This is a genomic window from Piscinibacter gummiphilus (assembly GCF_032681285.1).
GTDB classification, from domain to species: domain Bacteria; phylum Pseudomonadota; class Gammaproteobacteria; order Burkholderiales; family Burkholderiaceae_C; genus Rhizobacter; species Rhizobacter gummiphilus_A.
Genome location: NZ_CP136336.1, coordinates 138,096 through 160,409, shown reverse-complemented (window position 1 = coordinate 160,409; position 22,314 = coordinate 138,096). Strand labels below are relative to the sequence as shown.

Below are 22,314 nucleotides of genomic sequence, written 5' to 3'. Positions count from 1 at the left end.
ATTGACCGCACAGATCCATCACATCACCCACCCGCTCATCCAGCACAAGCTCACGCTGATGCGCGAGAAAGACCGCAGCACCAACAGCTTCCGCCGCCTGCTGGGCGAGATCAGCATGCTGATGGCGTATGAAGTCACACGCGACATGCCCACGCAGCTGATCGACATCGAGACGCCGCTCGAGAAGATGCAAAGCCCGGTGATCGATGGCAAGAAGACGGTGTTCGTCTCGATCATGCGGGCCGGCGCGGGCTTTCTCGACGGCATGCTCAACGTGATCCCCGGTGCGCGCATCGGCCACATCGGCCTGTACCGCGACCCGAAGACGCTCGTCGCCGTGGAGTACTACTTCAAGATGCCGCAAGACATGCACGAGCGCGATGCCATCGTGCTCGACCCGATGCTCGCCACCGGCAACTCGGCGGTGGCGGCGGTCGACCGGCTCAAGGAGACGAACCCGAAGTCGATCCGCTTCGTGTGCCTGCTGGCCGCGCCGGAAGGCCTGAAGAACTTCACCGAATCGCACCCCGACGTGCCGGTCTACGTGGCGGCGGTCGACCGCGAGCTCAACGAGCACGGCTACATCGTGCCGGGGCTCGGCGATGCGGGGGACCGGATCTTCGGGACGAAATAAGGCGGCTATCGGGCCCGCTGGCCCCGCGGCGAGGCTTGCAGCCCCGCACGTGTCGTCTTGAGTTCGTGCAGGCAGGCAGCGCTGCAGGCCTTGCCCTTGGCACTATTGCGCAGCGCCTCGTCGGCCTCGATGATGCGCATGCGGCGGCGCAGTTCGCGCACCGTCTGCATCACCGTCCACGACGGGACCGAGGCGCACACCTTCGGCACCTCGGCCACCGACACGAGCGACAGCACGAGCCCGGTGCAGCGGCCGAGCGCCGTGCGCAGCGCCTCGGTGTGCGCCTCGGTCGTCCCTGAGCGGGCACCGCGGCTCAGCTCGACGGTGAGGCCCACCGCGCGTGCGGCGCAGCCTTCGGTGTCGCGGTGGAGCAGCGCCAGGTCGAAGGCATTGGCGCTCAGGTGATCGTTCACCGCCTCGACGCCCGTGCGCTTCAGGCGTTGCTCGAGGTCGGCGGTCACGGGCTCGAAAGCCCTCGCCGCTGGCGAAAGCCAGGCGGCGACCATCGCCAGGACGACGATGGCGGCGCGCATCGGAACCTCAGGACTTGGCCGGTGCCGGCTTCGTCGACTTGGCCTGCTTGGCGGCGCGCTTGGCGTCCTTGGCACGCTTCTGCTTGATGCGGCGGATGCCGCGGTCCTTGTCTGCACTCATGTGGATCTCCTGGTGTTGAAAACAAAATCGCGCCTCGGTGGGAGACGCGGTGAGACCGCGGTTTTACCAGAGCCGCTCAGGCCTTCGGCCGCCCCTGCAGCCGGATGTAGCCACCGAACGCCGCCAGTGCGATCGACGCCAGCACGTACAGCAGCATCGCGCGCGGCGAGGCATGAAACGCCAGCAGCGACAGCAAGGCCCCGAGCACACCGACCACGGCGACATGGCGCCATGCTTGGCTGCGCGCAAAGCGGGCCGCGAGGTAGCCGCCGGCCACGGGCGGCACGAGGAAGCTCACGATGGAGAGCAGCGCCGTCATGAGCGTGAGCGCGTCGAGCGTCAGGCTGTGGTTGACCATGGCGAGCAGGCCGGCAAGCACGATGCCCGGCACCAGGTAGGCGGCGACGAGGGCAAAGGCGACGACTTTCCAATCGATGGATCTCAAGGTACTGGGCATGACGGGATGTTCGCCGATCGTGGCTCACGCGGGGCCGGGCTCGCCCAAGAGATGCGCCACCACCTCGCGGCGATGGGGGCGGGTGCGGTGCTCCCACAGGTAGATGCCTTGCCAGGTGCCGAGGGCCAGCCGTCCATGGGTGAGCGGAATCGACAACTGCACCGCGGTGAGCGCCGCCCGCACATGCGCGGGCATGTCGTCGGGGCCTTCGTCCTGGTGGCGAAAGAGTGGGTCGCCATCGGGCACGAGGCGCGCGAAGAAGCGGTCGAGGTCACCGCGAACATCGGGGTCGGCGTTCTCCTGGATCACGAGGCTGGCCGAGGTGTGGCGCACGAAGAGCGTCAGCAGGCCTTCGCGCAGGCCGCTCTGTGCGACCCACTCGCTCACCGGGCGTGTGATCTCGGCGAGGCCGCGGCCGCGGGTGTCGACGTGCAGGGTGGTCTGGTGCTGGCGAAGCATGGCCAGAGCATAGGGCGGTCTGCAAGGAAGAGACCGCCACGCCGGCAATGCCAAGCGGGCTCGCCGGGAATGGGCCCCGGCGCTATGCTGGGGCCCGTGGACACCGCCTCCATCGCCTCACATGCCCGTCTGGCCCCGCTGGCCATGACGTTCGGAGAGCATTTGGCCGCCTCCGTGCGCGGCCTGCCCTGCGCACCGCCGGGTCGTTGAGCGCCACGCGGTTCTCCTTGTGATGAGCCGCTCCCTCGACCCCCCACGCACAGGAGCACACCATGCCCGATCTCTTCGACAACCCCATGGGACTGATGGGGTTCGAGTTCGTCGAATTCGCCTCGCCCACGCCCAACACCCTGGAGCCGCTCTTCGAGCAGATGGGCTTCAGCCTCGTCGCCCGCCACCGCAGCAAGGACGTGCTGCTCTACCGCCAGGGCGACATCAACTTCATCGTCAACCGCGAACCCAAGAGCCTGGCCGGTTACTTCGCCGCCGAGCACGGCCCGAGCGCGTGTGCGATGGCCTTCCGCGTGAAGGACTCGCACAAGGCCTACTACCGCGCGATCGAGCTCGGCGCACAGCCGGTCGACGTGCCCACCGGGCCGATGGAGCTGAAGCTGCCCGCGATCAAGGGCATTGGCGGGGCGCCGCTGTACCTGATCGACCGCTATGAAGACGGCAAGAGCATCTACGACATCGACTTCGAGTTCCTGCCCGCGTATCAGGACCCTGCGGCGCGCCACCCGCGAGGCCACGGCTTCAAAATCATCGACCACCTCACGCACAACGTGTACCGCGGGCGCATGGCCTTCTGGGGCGGCTTCTACGAGAAGCTCTTCAACTTCCGCGAGATCCGCTACTTCGACATCAAGGGCGAATACACCGGCCTCACCAGCCGCGCGATGACGGCGCCCGATGGCCTCATCCGCATTCCGCTCAACGAAGAGGCGGGCAAGGGCTCGGGGCAGATCGAAGAGTTCCTGATGAAGTTCAACGGCGAAGGCATCCAGCACATCGCGCTGCTCACCGACGACCTGATCGCGAGCGTCGACGCGCTGCAGCTCGCAGGCGTGAAGTTGCAGACGGCCCCGAACGACATCTACTACGAGATGCTGGCCGAGCGCCTGCCCGGCCACGGCGAGCCGGTGAAGGAGCTGCAGACTCGCGGCATCCTGCTCGACGGCAGCACGGCGAACGGCGAGAAGCGGCTGCTGCTGCAGATCTTCTCGGCGAATCTGCTGGGGCCGGTGTTCTTCGAGTTCATCCAGCGCAAGGCCGATGAAGGCTTCGGCGAGGGCAACTTCAAGGCGCTGTTCGAATCGCTGGAGCGCGACCAGATCCGCCGTGGCGCGTTGAAAGTGGAGGTGTGACCATGGAACTGAAAACCGAACGCATCCACCACGTCGCCTACCGCTGCAAAGATGCGAAGGAGACGGTGCTCTGGTACGAGAAGATGCTCAACTTCAAGTTCCAGCTCGCCATCGCCGAAGACCGCGTGCCCTCGACGAAGGAGCCCGACCCGTACATGCACATCTTTCTGGATGCGGGTGGCGGCAACGTGCTCGCCTTCTTCGAGCTGCCCACCAAGCCGCCGATGGGCCGCGACCCCAACACGCCCGAGTGGGTGCAGCACATCGCCTTCCGGGTGAAAGACCGCGCGACGCTGCTCGCCTACAAGGCCCACCTCGAAGCGCAGGGCGTGAGCGTGCTCGGCGTCACCGACCACGGCGCTTTCCACTCGATCTACTTCTTCGACCCCAACGGGCACCGCGTCGAACTCGCCTGCCCCGACCCCGAAGAAGAAGCGACGATCCAGAAGCTGGACGCGGTGAAGTGGGACATGCTCGAAGAATGGAGCCGCACGAAGCGCGCGCCGAAGCACGCAGACTTCCTGCACGCCCGCGAGTTCAAAGGCTAGTCAGCTGTAGCCCGCTGAAGCGATCGCTCTCGCGCCACTGCGCCAGCATCTTGAAGTAGGGAATCGGCCCTTGCCCGTAGGGCGAGTTCTGCACCCCGCGTGCTTCGGGCTTGCCTTCGTTGTTGTAGTAGCCCGGCGTGCACGAGGCGAGGAACTCCTGGTTGCGGCGCTGGCCGTCGATGATGGTCTGCACCCAGGCGTCTTCCTCGGCCACGGTGGGCTCCATCGTGCGCACCTTGCGCGCATGCGCCTGGCTGATGAGGAAGGTGGCGTGGCGCGCCTGCTCGCCCAGCGAGTGGGTGTAGTTGGCGGTCTGGCCCGATTGCGGCGGGCCGAAGATGAAGAGGTTCGGGAAGCCGTTCGTCAGCATGCCGTGCAGCGTGCGCATGCCGTGGGCCCATTTCTGCGAGAGCGTCTCGCCGCTGCGGCCGATGAGGTCGTAGCCCGCGCGGCGGGTATAGCCCGTGCCGACCTCGAAGCCGGTGGCGAAGACGATCGCATCCACCTCGAAGTGCTGGCCGTTGGCGACGATGCCGTTCTCGGTGATGCGCTCGACACCCGCGCCCTGCGTGTCGACCAGCGTCACGTTGTCGCGGTTGAAGGTCTGCAGGTACTCGTCGTGGAAACACGGGCGCTTGCAGAACTGGCGGTACCAGGGCTTGAGCGACTCGGCCACCTTCGGATCTTTCACCACCTCGTCGACACGCGCGCGCACCGCCGTCATCTTCTTCGCGTCGGCCAGCTCCATCGTCAGCATGATCTTTTCCATCGACGACAGCACCGAGCGGTCGGCCATCGCGAGCTGGCGGAAATTGCGCGCGGCTTCGGTCCAGCCGTCGCGCACCAGGTCGCGGTCGGCATAACCGCCGGCGACGAGCGTGGTGAAGTTCTCGATGCGCTCGCGCTGCCAGCCGGGCTTCTGCTCGTCGTACCACTCGGGCGGCACCGGGCGGTCGTTGCGGACGTCGACCGACGAGGGCGTGCGCTGGAAGACGTAGAGGTGCTTCGCGCCCTCGGCCAGGTGCGGCACGCACTGCACCGCGGTGGCGCCGGTGCCGATGATGGCGATGCGCTTGTCGCCGATCTTGTCGAGCCCACCGAGCGGGCCGCCGCCGGTGTAGGCGTAGTCCCAGCGGCTGGTGTGGAAGGTGTGGCCCCGGTAGCCCTCGATGCCGGGAATGCCGGGCAGCTTGGGCCGGTTGAGCGGGCCGTTGCTCATCACGACGAAGCGGGCGCGGATGCGGTCGTCGCGGTCGGTGTGCACGAGCCACACCGCATCGGCCTCGACCCACTCGAGCTTCGTCACGCGGGTCTGGAAGAGCGCATCGCGATACAGGTCGAAGTGGCGGGCGATGTGCTGCGCATGGGCCAGGATGTCGGCGCCCATCGCAAAGCGCATCGTGGGCTTCACGCGCAGCTCTTCGAGCATGGGCAGGTAGACCGAGGCCTCCATGTCGCAGGCGGCGCCGGGGTAGCGGTTCCAGTACCAGGTGCCGCCGAAGTCGCCGCCGGCCTCGATGAAGCGGATGCTCTCCTCACCGGCCATGCGCAGGTGCGCGCCGGCCTGCAGGCCGCCGAAGCCACCGCCGATGACGAGGATCTCGACCTGGTCGGCGAGCGGCGCCCGCGTGAAGCCCGGCGGCACGTAGGGGTCGACGGCGTAGCGCGCGTAGTCGCCCTTGATCTCGACGTATTGCTCGTTGCCGTCTTCCCGCAGGCGCTTGTCGCGCTCGACGCGATAACGCTCGCGCAAGGCCTGGAGTTCGGCCATCTGTTCGTCTGAAAGGCCCGAGGCCGGTGCGGGTGCCGGCGCGGCGAGGGTGTCGGTGCTCATATATCAGCAGTACAAATTCGGTGAAAGCTTTCAACTGTAAGGTATCTGCCTTAGAACCGCACCGTTTCGGCGATGGATTTTGAGCATCGTCCCCATCTGGCGGAACGTTGTGTGCACGACGTCACTCCAGCGGCGTCGCTCATGTGACAGGGGCGTGCGGGCTGCCGCTCTTGAAGGCGGCCGGCGGAGTGCGTACCCTCGTCGCTTCAGCTGTATTCCATCGAGAAAGAAGGACTCCCATGCCCACCACCGCACGTGCCGTCGTCGTCCGCGAAGTCAACGGCCCCATCACCGTCGAGACGCTGCAGGTCAAGGACCCGGGCCCCAACGAAGTGCTCGTGAAGATGGCCGCCTGCGGCGTGTGCCACAGCGACCTCTCGGCCGCCAACGGCACCATCCAGATGGCGCTGCCGCTCGTGCTCGGCCACGAGGGTGCCGGCATCGTGCAGGCGGTCGGCTCGGCGGTCACCGAGTTCAAGGTGGGTGACACGGTGCTGAGCAGCTTCGTCGCCATGTGCGGCCGCTGCCGCTACTGCTCGACCGGCCGCCCGCAGCTGTGCGACCAGCCGGTGCGCGCCGCCCTCGCGGCACCCGGCGCGGTGCCGCGCTTCACCTCCGACAAGGGCGAGGGCTTCAACGTATTCGGCGCCTGTGGCGTGATGGCCGAATACGCCACGCTGGCGGTCGACAGCGTGGTGAAGATCGACAAGGACATGCCCCTCGACAAGGCCTGCCTCGTGAGCTGCGGCGTCATGACGGGCGTGGGCGCCGCGCTCAACACCGCGCAGGTGCAGGCCGGCTCGATCTGCGTCGTGTTCGGTTGCGGCGGCGTGGGCCTGTCGGCGATCCAGGGTTGCCGCATCGCGGGCGCCTCGATGATCGTCGCGGTCGACACCTCCGACCTCAAGCTGCAGATGGCGAAGGATTTCGGCGCCACGCACACCGTCAACGCCAAGAGCGTGGAAGACGTGGTCAAGGCGATCATGAAACTGACCGGCGGCGGCGCCGACTACGCGATCGAATGCGTGGGCGTGGGCGCGGTCGTCGCGCAGGCCGTCAACGTGCTCGCCCGCGGCGGCATGGCGGTCACGGTGGGCGTGTCGGCCCCCACCGACAGCGCCCCGGTGCGCACGCTCGCGATGACCGCGATGGAACGCTCGCTCAAGGGCAGCTATTTCGGCTCGGCCCGCCCGCGCGAAGACTTCCCGCGACTCATCAAGATGTACCGCACCGGCCAGTTGAAGCTCGACGAGCTCATTACCAAGACCTACTCGGTCGACGAGGCACCGCAGGCGTTTGCCGACCTGGCCGAAGGCCGCAACGCGCGCGGCGTGATCCTGTTCGACTGACCCCGCCACCGCGCCCGCAGGGGCGGCGCGGCACATCCTGACGGATTCCTGATGCAGGGCCTGCTACCGTGTTCGGCACGATGAGCAGGCCCTTCTTCTTGTGGATGCCCGATGCCCTGCGCCGTGTCGCCCCGGCCGTCGGCGTGTGGGCGCTGGCCTGGGCCGCGATGGCGGCGCTCGACGGCCAGGTGGCGCTGTCGGGTCTCGCGATGCTGCTCGTGCTCGCCTCCGCACTCGCCACGCTGTGGCTGCCCATCGGCGCCTCGCTGCTCGCCACTGCCGCGGCCGTAACCGCCTTCAACTGGTGTTTCGTGCCGCCGCGCCACACCTTCGCCATCGACCTGCGGCAAGACGCGCTGCTGCTCGCCGGCATGCTGGCGGTGAGCTGGGTGGTGGCCGCGGTGGTGGCGCGCCAGCGGCAGGTCGCGGCGCAATCGCGTGCGCATGCGCTGCAGGCCGAGCAGCTGCGCCAGCTGGGCGACGCGCTGCGCGACGCCGACGACCCGGCCGCGCAGGCCGGCACGCTGCGCGATGCGCTCACGCAGCTGCTGGGCACCCCACCCGCCCTGCTGGTGCTGCGCGGCGCCCTGCCGGCTCAAGACGATGTGCAGGCCACCCTCGTGCTGGGCGAGCCCGATGCGCACGTGCTGTCGGGCCTGTGGCACTGCACGCGGCAGGCGCAGGCCTTCGGCCCCGGCACCGGCCGCCATGCCGACCTGCCCGAGTGGTACCTGCCCTTGCGCGGCCGGCAGGCGGCCTTCGGGGCGGTGCGCATCGGCTTCGAGGCGCTGGCGCCGCCAGACGAACCCCTGCGCGTGCAGGCCCAGGCCCTGTGCGACCAGATGGGCCTGGCGCTGCAGCGCGCCCAGGCGCGCCGCGAAGCCACCGAGGCGCAACGGCACGCCCAGCTGCAAGGCGTGCGCAACGCGATGCTCGCCGCGATCTCGCACGACTACCGCACGCCGCTGGCGGCCATCATGGGCGCCGCCTCGTCGTTGCACGAGCAGGGCGCGCGGCTGTCGGCGGCCCAGCGCGAGCGCCTCGCGCAGTCCATCGTCGACGAGACCGCGCAGTTGAGCCGCCTCACCGACAACACGCTGCAGCTGGCCCGGCTCGACACCCCCGGCGTGCCCTTGCAGCTCGACTGGGAATCGGCGGAAGAGATCGTCGGCAACGTGCTGCGTCGCGCGCGCCGCCACGACCCCACGCGCCGCGCGCGCGCGCGGCTCGAGCCCGGGTTGCCGCTGGTGCGCTGCGACGCCATCCTGCTCACGCAGCTGCTCGACAACCTGGTCGACAACGCGCTCAAGTACAGCCCCGCCGAAGCGCCGGTGGAAGTGCTCGTGCGGCGCCAGGGCGCGCACGTCGTCTTCGCGGTGCGCGACCGCGGCCCCGGCATCGCGCCGGGCTGGCGCGAGCGGGTGTTCGAGGTGTTCCAGCGCGGGGAATTCGCGCCGCACGGCGGGCAGCGGCGCGGCGCCGGCGTGGGCCTCGCCGTGTGCCGCGCCATCGCACGCGCGCACGGCGGCGAGCTGAAGCTCAGGCCGCGCGGCCATGGCGGCACGAGCTTCGAGTGCTGGCTGCCGGAGGGCACGCCGCCGTCGATCGCCGAGGCGCCTGCATGAGCCTCAAGGTGCTGCTCGTCGAAGACGACCGCGAGCTGCGCAACACCTTGCGCGATGCGCTCGTGGTCGAAGGCTATGAGCTCGTCACCGCGGCGAGCCTCAGCGAAGGGCTGGCGCTGCTGCAGCACACGCCGGTCGACCTCGTCCTGCTCGACCTCAGCCTGCCCGACGGCGACGGCGACGCCCTGCTCGCCACCTTGCGCCGCCGACAGGCCACGCCGCTCATCGTGATCTCGGCACGCGAAGGCGAAGGCCAGAAGGTGCGCCTGCTCGACGCCGGGGCCGACGACTACCTCGTCAAGCCCTTCGGCGTGCCGGAGCTGCTTGCACGCATGCGCGTCGCGCTGCGCCACCGCGGCACGCAGGTGCAGCCGTCGATCACGCACTACCGGCGCGAGGCCTTGTTCGTCGACCTCGCCGCACGCGAGGTGATGCTCGACGGCAAGGCGGTGCACCTCACGCCCACCGAGTTCAACCTGCTCGCGCGCCTTGTGCGCCAGGCCGGCCAGGTGGTCACGCACCGGCAGCTGCTCACCGACGTGTGGGGCGCCGACTTCAGCGAGCACACCCACTACCTGCGGCTCTACATGGGCCAGCTGCGCGCCAAGCTCGAGCACGAGCCGGCCGACCCGCAGCTGCTGCTCACCGAGCCCGGCGTGGGCTACCGGCTGGCCGAGCCCGCCGACGACTGACGACGGCGCTTATGCGTTCCTGATGCGGCCGGGCGCACGCTGGGCGCCTTCTCGTTTCCCGCATCTGCGCATGTCATCACCCACTCCCACCCGCCAGGGCCTCGCCGCCCTCACGCTCGGCGCCGTCGGCGTCGTCTACGGCGACATCGGCACCAGCCCGCTCTACACGATGAAGGCGATATTCGAGCCGGCCACCGGCGTGCCGCTCGATGCGGCGCACCTGCTGGGCGCCTGCTCGGCGGTCTTCTGGGCGCTGATGCTGATCGTGACCTTCAAGTACGTGATCCTCATCCTGCGCGCCGACAACCGCGGCGAAGGCGGCGCACTCGCCCTCACCGCGCTCGCCGCCGAAGCGGCGCGCCACCGGCCGCGCCTGCGCCGGGTGCTGCTCGTCGTCGGGCTCTTCGGGGCCACGCTCTTCTATGGCGACGGCGTCATCACGCCCGCGATCTCGGTGCTCGGCGCGATGGAAGGCCTGGAAGTCGCCACGCCCGCCCTCAAGCCCTACGTGGTGCCGGCCTCGCTCGTGGTGCTGGCGGCGCTCTTTGCGATGCAGCGCCTGGGCACCGGCACCGTCGGCCGTGCCTTCGGCCCGGTGATCGTGCTGTGGTTCGCCGCGCTCGCGGTGAGCGGCCTCGCGCAGATCGCACAGGAGCCGCGCATCCTCGCGGCGCTCAACCCGCTGCATGCGTGGCAGTTCCTGCAGGGTCGCGGCTGGATGGTGCTCGCCGCTATCGGCGCCATCGTGCTCGCCGTCACCGGGGCCGAGGCGCTCTATGCGGACATGGGCCACTTCGGCCGTGCACCGATCCGGCTCGCGTGGACGGCCCTGGTGCTGCCCTCGCTCGCGCTCAACTACCTCGGGCAGGGCGCGCTGCTGATGCGCGACCCGGGGGCGATCGAGAACCCGTTCTTCCGCCTCTTCCCCGGCGCGTGGCTGGTGCCGGCCATCGTGCTGGCCACGCTCGCCGCCATCATCGCCTCGCAGGCGGTGATCTCGGGCGCGTACTCGATGACGCAGCAGGCCATCCGGCTCGGCTTCCTGCCCCGCATGGAGGTGCACTACACCTCGGCGCGCGAAGCGGGGCAGATCTACCTGCCGGGCGTGAACTGGGCGCTCGCGCTCGGCGTGGCGGCGGTCGTGCTCGGCTTCGGCAGCAGCGCGGCACTGGCCGGCGCCTACGGCATCGCGGTGACGGTGACCATGCTCATCACCACGCTGCTCACCTACGTGGTGGTGCGCCACGGCTGGGGGCTGCCGCTGCCGGTCGCGCTTGGCGCCACCGGCTTCTTCCTCGCGATCGACCTGCTGCTGGTGGTGAGCTGCTCGGTGAAGTTCTTCGAGGGCGGCTGGTTCACGCTGGCCACGGGCCTCGTGCTCTTCGCGCTCATGAGCACCTGGGCGCGCGGGCGGCGCCTGCTCGTCGAGGGCATCCGCCACGATGGGCTCGCGCTGCAGGCGTTCGTCGACCGGCTGCCGCAGGAGACGTTGCCGCGCATCCCGCGCACCGCGGTCTACCCGGTGGCCGACCCGAGCACCGTGCCGCAGGCGCTCCTGCACAACCTCAAGCACAACCAGGTGCTGCACGCGCGCAACGTGGTGCTCACGGTGGCCTTCGCCGACGTGCCGTGGGTCGCCGACGACGAGCGCCTGCAGCTGCGCGATCTCGGCCACGGCTTCTGGCAGGTCACGCTGCACTTCGGCTTCATGCAGACGCCCGACGTGCCGCGCGCGCTCGCCGCCTGCGCCGCCCACGGCCTGGAGGTGCCGGCCTTCGAGACCAGCTACTTCCTGAGCCGCGAAACGGTGGTGCCGACGGCCGGCATCGGCATGGCGCGCTGGCGCGAGAAGCTCTTCGCGGCGATGAGCCGCAATGCGGGGCGGGTGTCGGAGTTTTTCCGCCTGCCCGACAACGCCGTCATCGAGCTGGGCACCCGGGTGCAGATCTGATCGATCAATTGAAACGCGCCGGCGGCCCGTAATGCCCCGGCAGCTCGCCGGTGAGCGAGCGCAGGAAGGCGACGATGTCGTCGATCTCCTGCGCAGCGAGCGTGCGGCCGAGCTGCACCTCGCCCATGATGCGCACCGCGTCTTCGAGACGCTCGACCGAGCCGTCGTGAAAGTACGGTGCGGTCTTGGCGATATTGCGCAGCATGGCCACGCGGAAGACGTACTTGTCGCCCTCCTGCTTCGTGGCGTTGAAACGCCCGAGGTCGGGTTTGGGTGAGCCGGTGGCGAGCCAGTAGTCCTTCACCAGGCCGAACTTCTGCATGGCGTTGCCGCCCAGCAATGCGCCGTTGTGGCAGCCCGCGCAGCCGGTGGCGATGAAGGTCTGCAGGCCGGTGCGTTCGCGTGCGCTCAGGGCCTGGTCGTCGCCTTGCAGGAAGGCATCGAAGCGCGACGGCGTGCGCAGCGTGCGCTGGTAGGCCTGCAAGGCCCGCGCGTAGGTGGCCGCACCCACCGGCTCGGCCACGTCGGGGAAGGCGGCGCGAAACGCCGGCTCGTAGCCGTGCTGCTTCAAAGTGCTGCCGATGGCATCGGCCGCGGCGAAGCCCATCGAGCCGCTGATCGACCGCTCAGCCTGGTGCGCGCCGTCGCGGCGGTCGCCGTACCAGCGCAGCACGGCCTGGTCCTGCGCCATGAACATCGGTTGCGAGTGCAACGTCGTGGGCTCGCCTTTGGCGTTGATCGAGACCCGGCGGCGGTCGGCGCTGTGGTCGTCGCGCGAGTGGCAGCTGGCGCAGGCGGTCTTGCCGTCGAGCGAGAGGCGGGTGTCCCAGAAGAGCGCGCGGCCGAGGGTTGCGGCCGGCGCCTGCACCTCGGCCGGGTCGACCGGCTTCACCACCCCGAAAAGGGCCCGTGCCTGCTCGCGTAGCGGCGCCACGGGCGGCCCGGGCGGAACCGGAGCGGCACAGGCGGCGAGCAGCAGGGCCAAGGTGGTGGCGAGAGTCTTCATGGCGGCCTCCTTCGGCAAGGAGGACATCGTAGAAAGTGCCCGCACGATCGGCGATCACTTGTTCTAGGGGAGGTTTGCATCGCGTAGGCTTGGCGCCGTGATCCTGCACCCGCCCCCTTCCGACGACCACCCCACCGCCACCCCCGCCGAACGGGCCCGTGCCGCCTCGCGCAGCACCTGGGTCAGCGTGTGGGTCAACCTCGTGCTCACCGCGGCGCAGATCGCGATCGGCCTGGCCGCACGCTCGCAGGCGCTGGTGGCCGATGGGCTGCATTCGCTGTCGGACCTGGTCTCCGATTTCGTGGTGCTCTTCGTCAACCGGCACAGCCACAAGGGCGCCGATGCGGAGCACCCGTACGGCCACCAGCGCTTCGAGAACGCGGCCACGCTGCTGCTGGGCGCGCTCTTGATGAGCGTGGGCGCAGGCATGCTGTGGTCGGCAGTGAACCAGATCGCCACGCCGTCGTCGGGTGGCGGCGTGCAGGCCGCGGCCCTGTGGATGGCGCTCGTCACGCTCGCGGCCAAGGAGCTGCTCTTTCGCTACCTGCTGCGCGTGGCCGAGCGGCTGAAGTCGAGCATGCTCGTCGCCAATGCGTGGCATGCGCGGTCCGACGCGGCCAGCTCGCTCGTGGTGGCACTCGGCATCGCCGGCAGCCTCGCGGGCTACACCTTTCTCGATGCGGTGGCCGCGCTCATCGTCGGCCTGATGATCGTGCGCATGGGCTGGCGCTACGGCTTCAGCTCGCTCAATGACCTGATGGACCACGCGGTCGACGAAGAAGAGGTCAACGCCATCCGCAGCACGCTCGTGTCGACGCCCGGGGTGGCCGGTGTGCACGACGTGCGCACCCGCAAGATGGGCGACATGGTGCTGGTCGATGCGCACATCGAGGTCGACGCAACGCTCAGCGTGGAGGCCGGCCACGACATCGCGCTGGCCGCCCGCGAGCGGGTGATGCAGCAGCACCACCGCGTGCTCAACGTGATGACGCACGTGGACCCGTGGCACGCGCCGGTGCGCTGAGCCGGGCGCCGACGCTTCAGCCGCCGCGCCCGAGGATCCAGCGCAGCAGCCGCGGCCGTGCCGCGCTCGCTGTGCCTTCCACGTCGTCGACCGCGATCACCCGCTCGGCGGCACGCAGATAGGCCAGCGACGCGGCCGGGCGCTTCGAGCGGCGTGCGACCGATTCCAGTGAGTCGGTGCGGCGCAAGGCGCGGTTGAGGTCGTCGACCTCGTCGCCCACGGCCTGCGCGGCGTCGAGCGCGTCCATCAGGTCGAGCAGGCCACCGCTCTTGGGGCGCGACACGTCGGGGCACAGGCGCCGCACCAATGCACGTTGCGTGCGCAGGGCCTCGGCGAGGGCCAGCGCCTCCTTGTCGCGCAGAGGCGTGAGCTGCCCGAGGCCGCGCAGCCACAACGGCGACAGCGCCCGCAGCACGCCCGAGGGCAGGTTGGCGTAGAGCTCACGCAACAGCGTGCCCGCTTCGTGCAGCTGCTCGCGGATCGCCGCGCGCGCGAGCGGCAGCATCGCCGGGTCGGCCTCGGTCTCGAAGCGCCAGACGCAGGCGGCGGCGAGGTAGAGGTGCGAGAGCACGTCGCCCAGCCGCGCCGACAGCAGCTCCATGCGCTTCAACTTGCCACCGAGCAGGCCCATGGCCAGGTCGGCGCTCAGCGCGTACTGCGCGGAGAGCTTCGCGATGCGGCGCGCTTCGGGCTTCAGCGCATCGGGCACGCGCCCCTGCAAGGGGGCACGCCCCACGCTGCGCCACAGGTTGCGCAGCACGTGGCCCGCATGGCCGAGCAGCGCGCGGCCGAGCGCGGCCTCGTCGTGCCGCTCGACGGCGGCCATCTCGTGCAGCACCTGCGGGTGGCAGCGGGTGGCACCCTGGCCGAAGATGATGAGCGCACGCGACAGCAGGTTGGCCCCTTCGACGGTGATCGCGATCGGCGCATGGCGGTACGACACCCCGAGCAGGTTCTTCGGGCCGGCGATGATGCCCTTGCCGCCCAGCACGTCCATGCCGTCGGTGACGGCGCGGCGGCCGGCCTCGGTGAGCTGCACCTTCAGGATGGCGCTGGCCACGCTCGGGCGCTCGCCCGCGTCGAGCGCGGCGGCGGTGTAGCGGCGCGCGGCATCGGTGGCATAGAGGCGCGCGGCCATGCCCGCGGTGATGCCGGCGATGGCGTGGAACTTCCCGATCGGCAGGCCGAACTGCTCACGCACCTGGCCGTAGCCGTTGACGACGAAGAGCGAGGTCTGCTGCATCGCCGCGCCGAGCGCCGGCAGCGAGATCGCCCGGCCTGCGGCCAGGCACTCCATGAGCATGCGCCAGCCCTGGCCCACCTGCGCCTCGCCTCCGATCACCCAGTCCATCGGTACGAAGACGTCTTCGCCGCGCACCGGGCCGTTCATGAAGGCCGAGTCCATCGGGCGGTGGCGGCGGCCAATCTGCAGGCCCGGGGTGGGCACGGGCAGCAGCGCGCAGGTGATGCCGAGGTCCTGCTCGCCCTCGGGCCGCGTCTCGTCGACGGCCTGGAAGGCGAGGCCGACCACGGTGGCTACCGGCGCGAGCGTGATGTAGCGCTTGTCGAAGCGCACGAGGAAACCGCGCACCGGGCGGCCGTCGATCACGCGCTCGGTGAGCACGCCGCGGTCGGGGATGGAGGCGGCGTCCGACCCCGCGTAAGGCGAGGTGAGCGCGAAGCAGGGCAGCTCGCGGCCATCGGCCAGGCGCGGCAGGTAGTGGTGCTTCTGCGCGTCGGTGCCGTAGCGCAGCAGCAGCTCGGCGGGGCCGAGCGAGTTGGGCACCATCACCGTCACCGCGCAGGCCACGTTGACGGTGGCGATCTTTGCCACCACCTCGGCGTGCGCGGTGTGGCTGAAACCGAGGCCACCGTGCTCGCGCGGGATGATCATCCCGAAGAAGCGGTGCTTGCGCAGGAAATGCCACACCTCGGGGGGCAGGTCGCGTGCCTCGTCGATGGCGTGGTCGTCGAGCATGGCGGTGAGGGCGCGCACCTCGTGCTCGATGAAGTGGCGCTCGACCTCGGAGAGGCGCGGCCGGCCGCGGCGCATCAGCGCATCGAAGTCGGGCCGGCCCGAAAAGAGGTCCCCCTCGAAGCCGACGGTGCCGGCGTCGAGGGCCGCGCGTTCGGTCTCGCCCATCGCGGGCAGGGCCTTGGAAAACGGCGCCATCGCGAGGCGCCCGATGAGGCGGTGCAATCCCATGCGAGCGAGCCTAGGACGGCTCGCCGGTGAGGCGCATCAGCGCATGGCGTGGGTCGGCGTAGGAAGCCGCCTTATTTGAACGGGTTGGCCGTGGCGAACCAGAGGCCGATGCCGGTCGCGATGATGAATGCGCCATCGAGCACACCCACCAGCAGGAAGACCTTGCCTTGCAGCGGCTCCATCATTTCGGGCTGGCGTGCCGAGGCTTCGAGGTACTTGCTTGCCATCACGCCCACGCCCAGGCACGAGCCGATGGCGCCGAGGCCGATCATGTGGCCCACGGCGAGGGGGAGGAGGTTGATGCCTTCCATGTCGTTTCTCCTTGCGTCGTTGAATTCAAGGAGATGGTCTCGCCGCAAGGTGCGTGGCGTCCATGACCTGCGAGGTCATGGCGGCCTGCGCACGTTTCAGTCAGACTTGATGTTCCGGCTCGTGATGATGTCGGAGAGCTGGGCCGTGTCTGCCTTCATGCGCTGGGCCAGGCCTTCGGGTGCGCTGCCCACGGCCTGCCAGCCGGCCGTGAGCAGGCGGGCCTGCGTGTCGGGCTGCTTCATCACCTCGGCCACGGCCGCGGCCACACGCGCGACCACGGGCTTGGGCAGCGAGGCGGGGCCGACGAGCGCCGTCCAGACCTCGAGGTCGGTACCGTTCACGCCCGCCTCGCGCAGCGTGGGCACATCGGGCACGAGTGCGCTGCGCGTGGGGGAGGTCACCGCCACCGCCTTCAGCTTGCCGGCCTTGACCTGCGGCATCGCGATGCCCGGTGGCAGCAGCGAGAGCTGCACCTGCCCGGCGATCAGGGCCGTCACCACCTGCGGGTTGCCGGGGAAGGGCACGTGCATCGCACCGATGCCGGTCTTGCTCTTGAGCAGCTCCATGCCGAGGTGACCCACGGTACCGTTGCCCGGCGTGCCGTAGTTGCCCTTGTCGCCGAGCGATTTGGCCCACGCGATCAGCTCGGCCGGCGTGCTGCCCTTCGCGTCGCCCGCGGCGGTGAGCACCAGCGGGGCGGTGCCGAGCAGCGAGATCGGCGCGAAGTCGCGGGCCGGGTCGAACGGGGTGGCGGGGTTGATGAGCCTGGCGACGGTGAGGTTGCCGTTGATCACGATGCCCAGCGTGTGCTCGTCGGTGGCCTTCGCGACCTGGTCGGCGGCGATGTTGCCCGAGGCGCCGGGCCGGTTGTCGACCACCACCGGCTGGCCGAGCGCCTTGGACAGCGCGTCGGACAGCGTGCGCGCCATCACGTCGGGCGACGAGCCTCCGGGGAAGCCCACCACCAGCCGCACCGGCTTGGTCGGCCAGGCGGCGGTCTGGGCCATGGCAGGGGTGAGCGGGAGGAGTGCTGCAAGAGCGGCGGCCGCGGCGGCGGCCAGGAGGTGTCGCTTCGAGATCATGGGGTACGTGTCTTGCATGAGGAAGAACCGAGCCTAAGCCAGAATCGTTTTCGTCTCTCTCAGGAGCCACCCCATGGATCTGCTCGTTCGCAATGCCACGCTGCCCGACGGGCGCACCGGAGTCGACGTGCTGGCGCTCAAGGGCCGCATCGATGCCATCGGCCCGCAGTTGAACGTCCCCGCCGGCACGCAAGTGCTCGATGCGCAGGGCTTTCTCCTGAGCCCACCCTTCGTCGACGCGCACTTCCACATGGATGCGACGCTCAGCCACGGGCTGCCGCGCATCAACCAGAGCGGCACGCTGCTCGAAGGCATTGCGTTGTGGGGCGAGCTCAAGCCGCTGCTCACGCAGGAGGCGCTGGTCGAGCGTGCGTTGCAGTACTGCGACTGGGCGGTGGCCAAAGGCCTGCTCGCGGTGCGCTCGCATGTGGACGTGTGCGACGACCGGCTGCTCGCCGTGGAGGCCCTGCTGCATGTGAAGGAGCGGGTGAAGCCCTACCTCGACCTGCAGCTCGTGGCCTTCCCGCAAGACGGCGTGCTGCGCGCGAAGCATGCGGTCGACAACCTCAAGCGTGCGCTCGACAAGGGCGTGGAGGTGGTGGGTGGCATCCCGCACTTCGAGCGCACCATGGCCGATGGCGCCGAGAGCGTGCGGCTGCTGTGCGAGATCGCCGCCGAACGGGGCCTGCGCGTCGACATGCACTGCGACGAGACCGACGACCCGATGTCGCGCCACATCGAGACACTCGCCTTCCACACGCAGCGACTCGGTCTGCACGGCCGCGTGGCCGGCTCGCACCTCACGTCGATGCACTCGATGGACAACTACTACGCGAGCAAGCTGATCCCGCTGATGGCCGAAGCGCAGATCCAGGCGATCGCCAACCCGCTCGCCAACATCGTGCTGCAGGGCCGGCATGACACCTACCCCAAGCGCCGCGGAATGATGCGCGTGCCCGAGCTGATTGCGGCCGGTGTCAACGTGGCCTTCGGTCACGACAGCGTGATGGACCCGTGGTACATGCTCGGCAGCGGCGACATGCTCGAAGTGGCACACATGGGCCTGCACGTGGCGCAGATGACCTCGCAAGCGCAGATGAAGCAGTGCTTCGATGCGGTGACGGTGAATCCCGCACGCATGCTGGGCCTCGAGGGCTACGGCCTCGCACCCGGCTGCCACGCCGACTTCGTGCTGCTGCAAGCCCGCAGCCCCGTCGAAGCCATCCGCGTGCGCGCCACTCGGCTCGCGGTGGTGCGGCGCGGGCAAGTGATCGCGCAGACGCCGCCCGCCACCGCGACCCTCTCGTTGGCGGGCCGACCAGCGAGCGTGGACTGGACGCTGACGCGTTGAGACTCCCCCTAGAATCCTTCGACAACAGGGAAGTCTCACCAATGAAACTCATCGGCGCGCTCAACAGCCCATTCGTTCGAAAAGTGCGCATCGTGATGGCCGAGAAGCGGCTCGACTACCAGTTCGAACTCGAAGACGTCTGGAACCGCGACACCATCATGAAGGCCAACCCGCTCGGCAAGGTGCCGTGTCTGGTGATGGAGGGTGGCGAAGCGGTGTTCGACTCGCGCGTGATCGTGGAATACGTCGACACGCTGTCACCCGTGGGCAAGCTGATCCCCGACCGTGGCCGCGAGCGCACCGAGGTGCGCACCTGGGAAGCGCTGGCCGACGGCGTGATGGAAGCCGCCGTCCTGGCCCGGCTGGAGCAGACCTGGGCCGGCCGCAGCGAAGCGCAACGCAGCGCCGCGTGGGTGAGTCGGCAGATGGACAAGGTGCACGCCTCGGTGGCCGCGATGAGCCAGGGCCTGGGCGACAAGGCGTTTTGCAGCGGCACGCATTTTTCCCTGGCCGACATCGCGGTCGGATGCGCGCTTGGCTACCTCGACTTCCGCTTTGCACACATCGACTGGCGCAGCCAGTACCCCAACCTGGAAAAGCTTGACGCGAAGCTGGTGCAGCGCCAGAGCTTCATCGACACGAAGCACCCTGCTGGCTGAACCGCAAGCGCAACCGGAAGCACCAATGGAAACGGGCCGCGAGGCCCGTTTGCCGTTTCAGCGCCGGCGAATCACGCGGCGTGAAGCGACAGGGTGCTCGCGCGCTGCTCGAACTGCAGCTTGTTGTACACGCGGCGGATGCCACAGGCCACGCTGTGCACGCTTGCGTGCCATTGCTGCGCGATCTCGTCAACGAGATAGCCCTGCGCCACCCATTGCAGGATCTCCTGCTCCAGACCGGTGAGCACCAGCGGGTCGAGGGCTTCGGTCATCGTGTCGTAGCGGCGCGTGTCGGGCCTGCGGAAGTGCGACAGCAGCTGGCGCGCGATGGTCGGCGAGATGGGCGACTCGCCGCGCCACAGCTGCTCGAGCGCGCCGATCAGCGCCTCGTGCGTCTTGGTGTGCACCCAGTAGCCGTCGGCCCCGGCGCGCAGCGCTTCGAGCAGCAGCGCGTCGTCGTGCGAGACCATGGTCACGAGCACGTGCGGGCCTTGCGTGTGGGCATGCCGGCGCAGTTCACCGAGCAGCGGCTCGACCTCGCCGTCTTGCACGCGCAGGTCGGTGACGAGGATGTCGGGGCTGCCCTGGCGCATCACACGCCGGGCCTGCTCGACCGTGTGGACCTCGTCGCGCACCCTGAACGTCTCGGTCGCATCGATCAGCGCACGCAGCCGCGGACTGGCTTCGTGATCACGCTGGAGCAGGACGACGGACGGCATGAACGGGTGGATGCAAGGAGGAGGGTGGAGGGCATTGTTGTGACAGCCAACCCATGGTGCATCCCCTCAAACCCGCGTTCATCCCCGTGTTCGGGGGGGCGTTGTAGCGAGCTGCTACGGAGGTGGTTTGCGTCTTGAACCCGGCCCTATGGCGACGCTTGAAAACTGTGGGCACTGGCCATCGGCCAGTAGAGCTTGAAGACGTTGTGCGGCATCTCGCCATGCAAGAGCTGGTCCGGCTGCACGAACGACAGCAGGTTGGCGAGCAGCTTCACCTGGTGATCGCTGCAGCGGCGCACGATGTGCGAGGCCGTGATGCCACCAGGGTGGTCGAGGCCGGCCGCCTGCACCAGTTCCTTCAGTGCCTTGAGCGTGCTCTGGTGGTACTGGAATACCCGCTCCGCCTTTGGCGGCACGACGAGCGCACGCTGGCGCTGCGGGTCTTGCGTGCTCACGCCCGTGGGGCACTGGCCGGTGTGGCAGGCCTGCGCCTGAATGCACCCGAGCGCAAACATGAAGCCGCGCGCCGAATTGCACCAGTCGGCACCGAGCGCCATCATGCGGGCGATGTCGAAGGCGCTGATGACCTTGCCGGCGCAACCCAGCTTGACCTTGTCGCGCAGGTTCAAGCCCACGAGCGTGTTGTGCACGAGCAGGAGCCCTTCCTGCAGCGGCGCGCCCACGTGGTCGGTGAATTCGAGCGGTGCGGCGCCGGTGCCGCCCTCGGCCCCGTCGATCACGATGAAGTCGGGCGTGATGCCGGTCTCGAGCATGGCCTTGGCGAGACCGAACCATTCCCAGGGGTGGCCGATGCAGAGCTTGAAGCCGGTGGGCTTGCCGCCCGACAGCTCGCGCAGCTGGTCGATGAACTGCATCATCTCGATCGGCGTGTCGAAGGCGCTGTGCTTCGCGGGCGAGATGCAATCGACCCACGGCGTGACGCCACGTGCGGCCGCGATCTCGAGCGTGACCTTCGGGCCCGGCAGCACGCCGCCGTGGCCGGGCTTGGCACCCTGGCTCAGCTTGAGTTCGATCATCTTCACCTGCGGCAGCGTCGCGTTGGCACGGAAGCGCTCGGGGTCGAAGCGACCCTGCGCGTCGCGGCAGCCGAAGTAGCCGGAGCCGATCTCCCAGATCAGGTCACCGCCATGCTGCTGGTGGTGCACGCTGATCGAGCCCTCGCCGGTGTCGTGCGCGAAACCGCCGCGCTTCGCGCCGGCGTTGAGCGCGAGGATGGCGTTGGCCGACAGTGCGCCGAAGCTCATCGCCGAGATGTTGAAGACGCTGGCCGAATACGGCTGCGCGCGCGCGGCGCCGATGGTCACGCGGAAATCGTGGGTGGCGAGTTCGCTCGGCACGAGGGAGTGGTTGATCCACTCGTAGCCGGTGGCGCCCACGTCCATCTGCGTGCCGAAGGGGCGCTTGTCCTGCTCGCCCTTGGAGCGCTGGTAGACGAGCGAGCGCTGCTGGCGCGAGAAGGGCGCGGCCTCGTTGTCGCTCTCGATGAAGTACTGGCGCATCTCGGGGCGGATGAATTCCAGCAGGAAGCGCAGATGCCCGATCACCGGGTAGTTGCGCAGCACCGAGTGGCGTGTCTGCAGCACGTCGCGCAGGCCGAGGCCCAGCAAGAGCGCGAACACGAGCACCAGCACGCCGCTGGTGCCGAAGCCCACCCAGGTGAAGGCGCTGAGCAGGAGGCCCATCGCACACAGCAGCCAGGCGCTGTAGCGGACCGGGAAGTACAGGTTGAGCTTGTCCAGCCAGGCGTGCATGGTTCCCTCGTTTCCCTCGCGGCCCTCGTCGGCGGGCGCGTCGTCGCGCGATGGTATGCGCGCCCGCGCGTGCAGGGTTGCGCGAAAAGCGGCATGGACACTGCCCTTCTGCCTCCGTATGCTCGCCCGGTCCCTCGACCAGCGAACCTGCATGCCTGCTTTCCTGCTCTCTCGCCTCGCACTGCTGTGCGGCGCCACCTGTCTCACGCCGCTGCTGTGGGCGGCGCCGGCCTCGGCCCCGTCCACCAACACGCCGCTGCGCGACACCCGCTGGGCCTTGCAGACCATCGACGGCACACCCGCCGCCGTCAGCAGCAAGCGGGGCAAGGTGCAGCTGTCGCTGCGCGCGGCCTCGCAGCACTTGAGCGGCTTCGCCGGCTGCAACACGCTGCAGGGCCGCTACATCCAGCGCGGCACCTCGCTCGCGCTCAAGCCCCTGGCCACCACCCGCATGGCCTGCGAGCCCGAGCTCATGCAACAGGAAGCGCGCTTCCTGCAGACGCTCGCCAGCATCGACAGCTACCGCATCGAAGGCCGACAGCTGAGCCTTCTGCAGGGCGACGTGGTCAAGCTCACCTTCCTCGCTTCGCCCACCCGCTGATGCGAACGACACCGC

General features: G+C 69.2%; 21 protein-coding genes. 11 read left to right on the top strand and 10 right to left on the bottom strand.

Annotated elements, in window-relative coordinates; translation table 11 throughout:
• The first annotated feature begins 1 nt into the window (after position 1).
• Positions 2-634, top strand: a complete 633-nt coding sequence (gene upp / locus RXV79_RS00735) for a uracil phosphoribosyltransferase (protein ID WP_316701380.1) — start codon at positions 2-4, stop codon at positions 632-634.
• A 5-nt stretch (positions 635-639) separates the two neighbouring features.
• On the opposite strand, the gene RXV79_RS00730 is transcribed toward upp, so the two are convergent.
• The 3 genes from RXV79_RS00730 to RXV79_RS00720 all read right to left on the bottom strand — a co-directional run bounded on the left by RXV79_RS00730 (position 640) and on the right by RXV79_RS00720 (position 2,204).
• Positions 640-1,167: a hypothetical protein gene (locus tag RXV79_RS00730; RefSeq protein WP_316701378.1), complete on the bottom strand. Its 528-nt coding sequence runs from the start codon at positions 1,165-1,167 to the stop codon at positions 640-642.
• A gap of 197 nt (positions 1,168-1,364) precedes the next feature.
• The gene (locus RXV79_RS00725) at positions 1,365-1,745 is read right to left on the bottom strand and encodes a hypothetical protein (protein WP_316701377.1); all 381 of its coding nucleotides are present in this window, start codon (positions 1,743-1,745) and stop codon (positions 1,365-1,367) included.
• A gap of 24 nt (positions 1,746-1,769) precedes the next feature.
• Entirely contained in the window at positions 1,770-2,204 is a 435-nt protein-coding gene (locus RXV79_RS00720; protein WP_316701376.1) for a secondary thiamine-phosphate synthase enzyme YjbQ, read from the bottom strand.
• 272 nt (positions 2,205-2,476) lie between these two features.
• Here RXV79_RS00720 and hppD point away from each other — a divergent pair, with 272 nt between their 5' ends.
• Both hppD and RXV79_RS00710 read left to right on the top strand, forming a co-directional pair.
• Positions 2,477-3,568, top strand: a complete 1,092-nt coding sequence (hppD, locus tag RXV79_RS00715; RefSeq protein WP_316701374.1) for a 4-hydroxyphenylpyruvate dioxygenase — start codon at positions 2,477-2,479, stop codon at positions 3,566-3,568.
• Positions 3,569-3,576: 8 nt separating this feature from the next.
• Entirely contained in the window at positions 3,577-4,116 is a 540-nt protein-coding gene (locus RXV79_RS00710; protein WP_316704218.1) for a VOC family protein, read from the top strand.
• Here RXV79_RS00710 and RXV79_RS00705 read toward each other — a convergent pair.
• Positions 4,106-5,950 carry a flavin-containing monooxygenase gene (locus tag RXV79_RS00705; RefSeq protein ID WP_316701372.1) on the bottom strand — a complete coding sequence of 615 codons (1,845 nt, stop codon included), beginning with the start codon at positions 5,948-5,950 and terminating at the stop codon, positions 4,106-4,108. The two genes, RXV79_RS00710 and RXV79_RS00705, sit on opposite strands and share 11 nt — an antisense overlap.
• 239 nt (positions 5,951-6,189) lie before the next feature.
• On the opposite strand from RXV79_RS00705, the gene RXV79_RS00700 reads away from it, so the two are divergent.
• The 4 genes from RXV79_RS00700 (at position 6,190) to RXV79_RS00685 (ending at position 11,567) form a co-directional block, all read left to right on the top strand.
• A complete protein-coding gene (locus tag RXV79_RS00700; protein WP_316701371.1) occupies positions 6,190-7,299 on the top strand; it encodes a zinc-binding dehydrogenase in 1,110 nt (369 codons plus the stop codon).
• 80 nt (positions 7,300-7,379) lie between these two features.
• Positions 7,380-8,924 carry a sensor histidine kinase gene (locus RXV79_RS00695; RefSeq protein WP_316701369.1) on the top strand — a complete coding sequence of 515 codons (1,545 nt, stop codon included), beginning with the start codon at positions 7,380-7,382 and terminating at the stop codon, positions 8,922-8,924.
• Entirely contained in the window at positions 8,921-9,616 is a 696-nt protein-coding gene (locus tag RXV79_RS00690) for a response regulator (protein ID WP_316701368.1), read from the top strand. The genes RXV79_RS00695 and RXV79_RS00690 overlap by 4 nt, the downstream gene beginning before the upstream one ends.
• A gap of 70 nt (positions 9,617-9,686) precedes the next feature.
• Entirely contained in the window at positions 9,687-11,567 is a 1,881-nt protein-coding gene (locus tag RXV79_RS00685) for a potassium transporter Kup (RefSeq protein ID WP_316701367.1), read from the top strand.
• A 4-nt stretch (positions 11,568-11,571) separates the two neighbouring features.
• Here RXV79_RS00685 and RXV79_RS00680 read toward each other — a convergent pair whose 3' ends face one another.
• Positions 11,572-12,573: a cytochrome-c peroxidase gene (locus RXV79_RS00680; RefSeq protein ID WP_316701366.1), complete on the bottom strand. Its 1,002-nt coding sequence runs from the start codon at positions 12,571-12,573 to the stop codon at positions 11,572-11,574.
• 97 nt (positions 12,574-12,670) lie between these two features.
• On the opposite strand from RXV79_RS00680, the gene RXV79_RS00675 reads away from it, so the two are divergent.
• Entirely contained in the window at positions 12,671-13,597 is a 927-nt protein-coding gene (locus RXV79_RS00675) for a cation diffusion facilitator family transporter (protein WP_316701364.1), read from the top strand.
• A 16-nt stretch (positions 13,598-13,613) separates the two neighbouring features.
• Here the strand turns inward: RXV79_RS00675 and RXV79_RS00670 are convergent, their stop codons facing one another.
• The 3 genes from RXV79_RS00670 to RXV79_RS00660 form a co-directional block, all read right to left on the bottom strand.
• Positions 13,614-15,803: an acyl-CoA dehydrogenase gene (locus tag RXV79_RS00670; protein ID WP_316701363.1), complete on the bottom strand. Its 2,190-nt coding sequence runs from the start codon at positions 15,801-15,803 to the stop codon at positions 13,614-13,616.
• Positions 15,804-15,874: 71 nt separating this feature from the next.
• Positions 15,875-16,114 (bottom strand): F0F1 ATP synthase subunit C, encoded by a 240-nt coding sequence (gene atpE, locus RXV79_RS00665; RefSeq protein WP_201808033.1) that lies wholly within the window; start codon positions 16,112-16,114, stop codon positions 15,875-15,877.
• A 96-nt stretch (positions 16,115-16,210) separates the two neighbouring features.
• Positions 16,211-17,197 (bottom strand): Bug family tripartite tricarboxylate transporter substrate binding protein, encoded by a 987-nt coding sequence (locus RXV79_RS00660; RefSeq protein WP_316701361.1) that lies wholly within the window; start codon positions 17,195-17,197, stop codon positions 16,211-16,213.
• 73 nt (positions 17,198-17,270) lie between these two features.
• On the opposite strand from RXV79_RS00660, the gene RXV79_RS00655 reads away from it, so the two are divergent.
• Positions 17,271-18,548, top strand: coding sequence for an amidohydrolase family protein (locus RXV79_RS00655; protein WP_316701359.1), 1,278 nt, complete (start codon positions 17,271-17,273; stop codon positions 18,546-18,548).
• A gap of 41 nt (positions 18,549-18,589) precedes the next feature.
• A complete protein-coding gene (locus tag RXV79_RS00650) occupies positions 18,590-19,207 on the top strand; it encodes a glutathione S-transferase C-terminal domain-containing protein (RefSeq protein WP_316701358.1) in 618 nt (205 codons plus the stop codon).
• Between the two features lie 71 nt (positions 19,208-19,278).
• On the opposite strand, the gene RXV79_RS00645 is transcribed toward RXV79_RS00650, so the two are convergent.
• Both RXV79_RS00645 and RXV79_RS00640 read right to left on the bottom strand, forming a co-directional pair.
• Positions 19,279-19,926, bottom strand: a complete 648-nt coding sequence (locus tag RXV79_RS00645; RefSeq protein WP_316701357.1) for a LuxR C-terminal-related transcriptional regulator — start codon at positions 19,924-19,926, stop codon at positions 19,279-19,281.
• 146 nt (positions 19,927-20,072) lie between these two features.
• The gene (locus RXV79_RS00640; protein ID WP_316701356.1) at positions 20,073-21,698 is read right to left on the bottom strand and encodes an FMN-binding glutamate synthase family protein; all 1,626 of its coding nucleotides are present in this window, start codon (positions 21,696-21,698) and stop codon (positions 20,073-20,075) included.
• Positions 21,699-21,849: 151 nt separating this feature from the next.
• On the opposite strand from RXV79_RS00640, the gene RXV79_RS00635 reads away from it, so the two are divergent.
• Positions 21,850-22,299 (top strand): META domain-containing protein, encoded by a 450-nt coding sequence (locus RXV79_RS00635; RefSeq protein WP_316701355.1) that lies wholly within the window; start codon positions 21,850-21,852, stop codon positions 22,297-22,299.
• Positions 22,300-22,314: the final 15 nt, after the last annotated feature.

Excerpts from the sequence above, each read along its gene's own strand:
- RXV79_RS00655 (WP_316701359.1), top strand. The coding sequence starts at position 17,271 with ATGGATCTGCTCGTTCGCAATGCCACGCTGCCCGACGGGCGCACCGGA.
- RXV79_RS00640 (WP_316701356.1), bottom strand. The coding sequence starts at position 21,698 with ATGCACGCCTGGCTGGACAAGCTCAACCTGTACTTCCCGGTCCGCTAC.
- RXV79_RS00635 (WP_316701355.1), top strand. The coding sequence starts at position 21,850 with ATGCCTGCTTTCCTGCTCTCTCGCCTCGCACTGCTGTGCGGCGCCACC.
- RXV79_RS00650 (WP_316701358.1), top strand. The coding sequence starts at position 18,590 with ATGAAACTCATCGGCGCGCTCAACAGCCCATTCGTTCGAAAAGTGCGC.
- RXV79_RS00660 (WP_316701361.1), bottom strand. The coding sequence starts at position 17,197 with ATGATCTCGAAGCGACACCTCCTGGCCGCCGCCGCGGCCGCCGCTCTT.
- RXV79_RS00695 (WP_316701369.1), top strand. The coding sequence starts at position 7,380 with ATGAGCAGGCCCTTCTTCTTGTGGATGCCCGATGCCCTGCGCCGTGTC.
- RXV79_RS00645 (WP_316701357.1), bottom strand. The coding sequence starts at position 19,926 with ATGCCGTCCGTCGTCCTGCTCCAGCGTGATCACGAAGCCAGTCCGCGG.
- RXV79_RS00725 (WP_316701377.1), bottom strand. The coding sequence starts at position 1,745 with ATGCCCAGTACCTTGAGATCCATCGATTGGAAAGTCGTCGCCTTTGCC.
- RXV79_RS00690 (WP_316701368.1), top strand. The coding sequence starts at position 8,921 with ATGAGCCTCAAGGTGCTGCTCGTCGAAGACGACCGCGAGCTGCGCAAC.
- hppD (WP_316701374.1), top strand. The coding sequence starts at position 2,477 with ATGCCCGATCTCTTCGACAACCCCATGGGACTGATGGGGTTCGAGTTC.
- RXV79_RS00680 (WP_316701366.1), bottom strand. The coding sequence starts at position 12,573 with ATGAAGACTCTCGCCACCACCTTGGCCCTGCTGCTCGCCGCCTGTGCC.
- RXV79_RS00720 (WP_316701376.1), bottom strand. The coding sequence starts at position 2,204 with ATGCTTCGCCAGCACCAGACCACCCTGCACGTCGACACCCGCGGCCGC.
- RXV79_RS00705 (WP_316701372.1), bottom strand. The coding sequence starts at position 5,950 with ATGAGCACCGACACCCTCGCCGCGCCGGCACCCGCACCGGCCTCGGGC.
- RXV79_RS00685 (WP_316701367.1), top strand. The coding sequence starts at position 9,687 with ATGTCATCACCCACTCCCACCCGCCAGGGCCTCGCCGCCCTCACGCTC.
- RXV79_RS00670 (WP_316701363.1), bottom strand. The coding sequence starts at position 15,803 with ATGGGATTGCACCGCCTCATCGGGCGCCTCGCGATGGCGCCGTTTTCC.
- atpE (WP_201808033.1), bottom strand. The coding sequence starts at position 16,114 with ATGGAAGGCATCAACCTCCTCCCCCTCGCCGTGGGCCACATGATCGGC.
- RXV79_RS00730 (WP_316701378.1), bottom strand. The coding sequence starts at position 1,167 with ATGCGCGCCGCCATCGTCGTCCTGGCGATGGTCGCCGCCTGGCTTTCG.
- RXV79_RS00700 (WP_316701371.1), top strand. The coding sequence starts at position 6,190 with ATGCCCACCACCGCACGTGCCGTCGTCGTCCGCGAAGTCAACGGCCCC.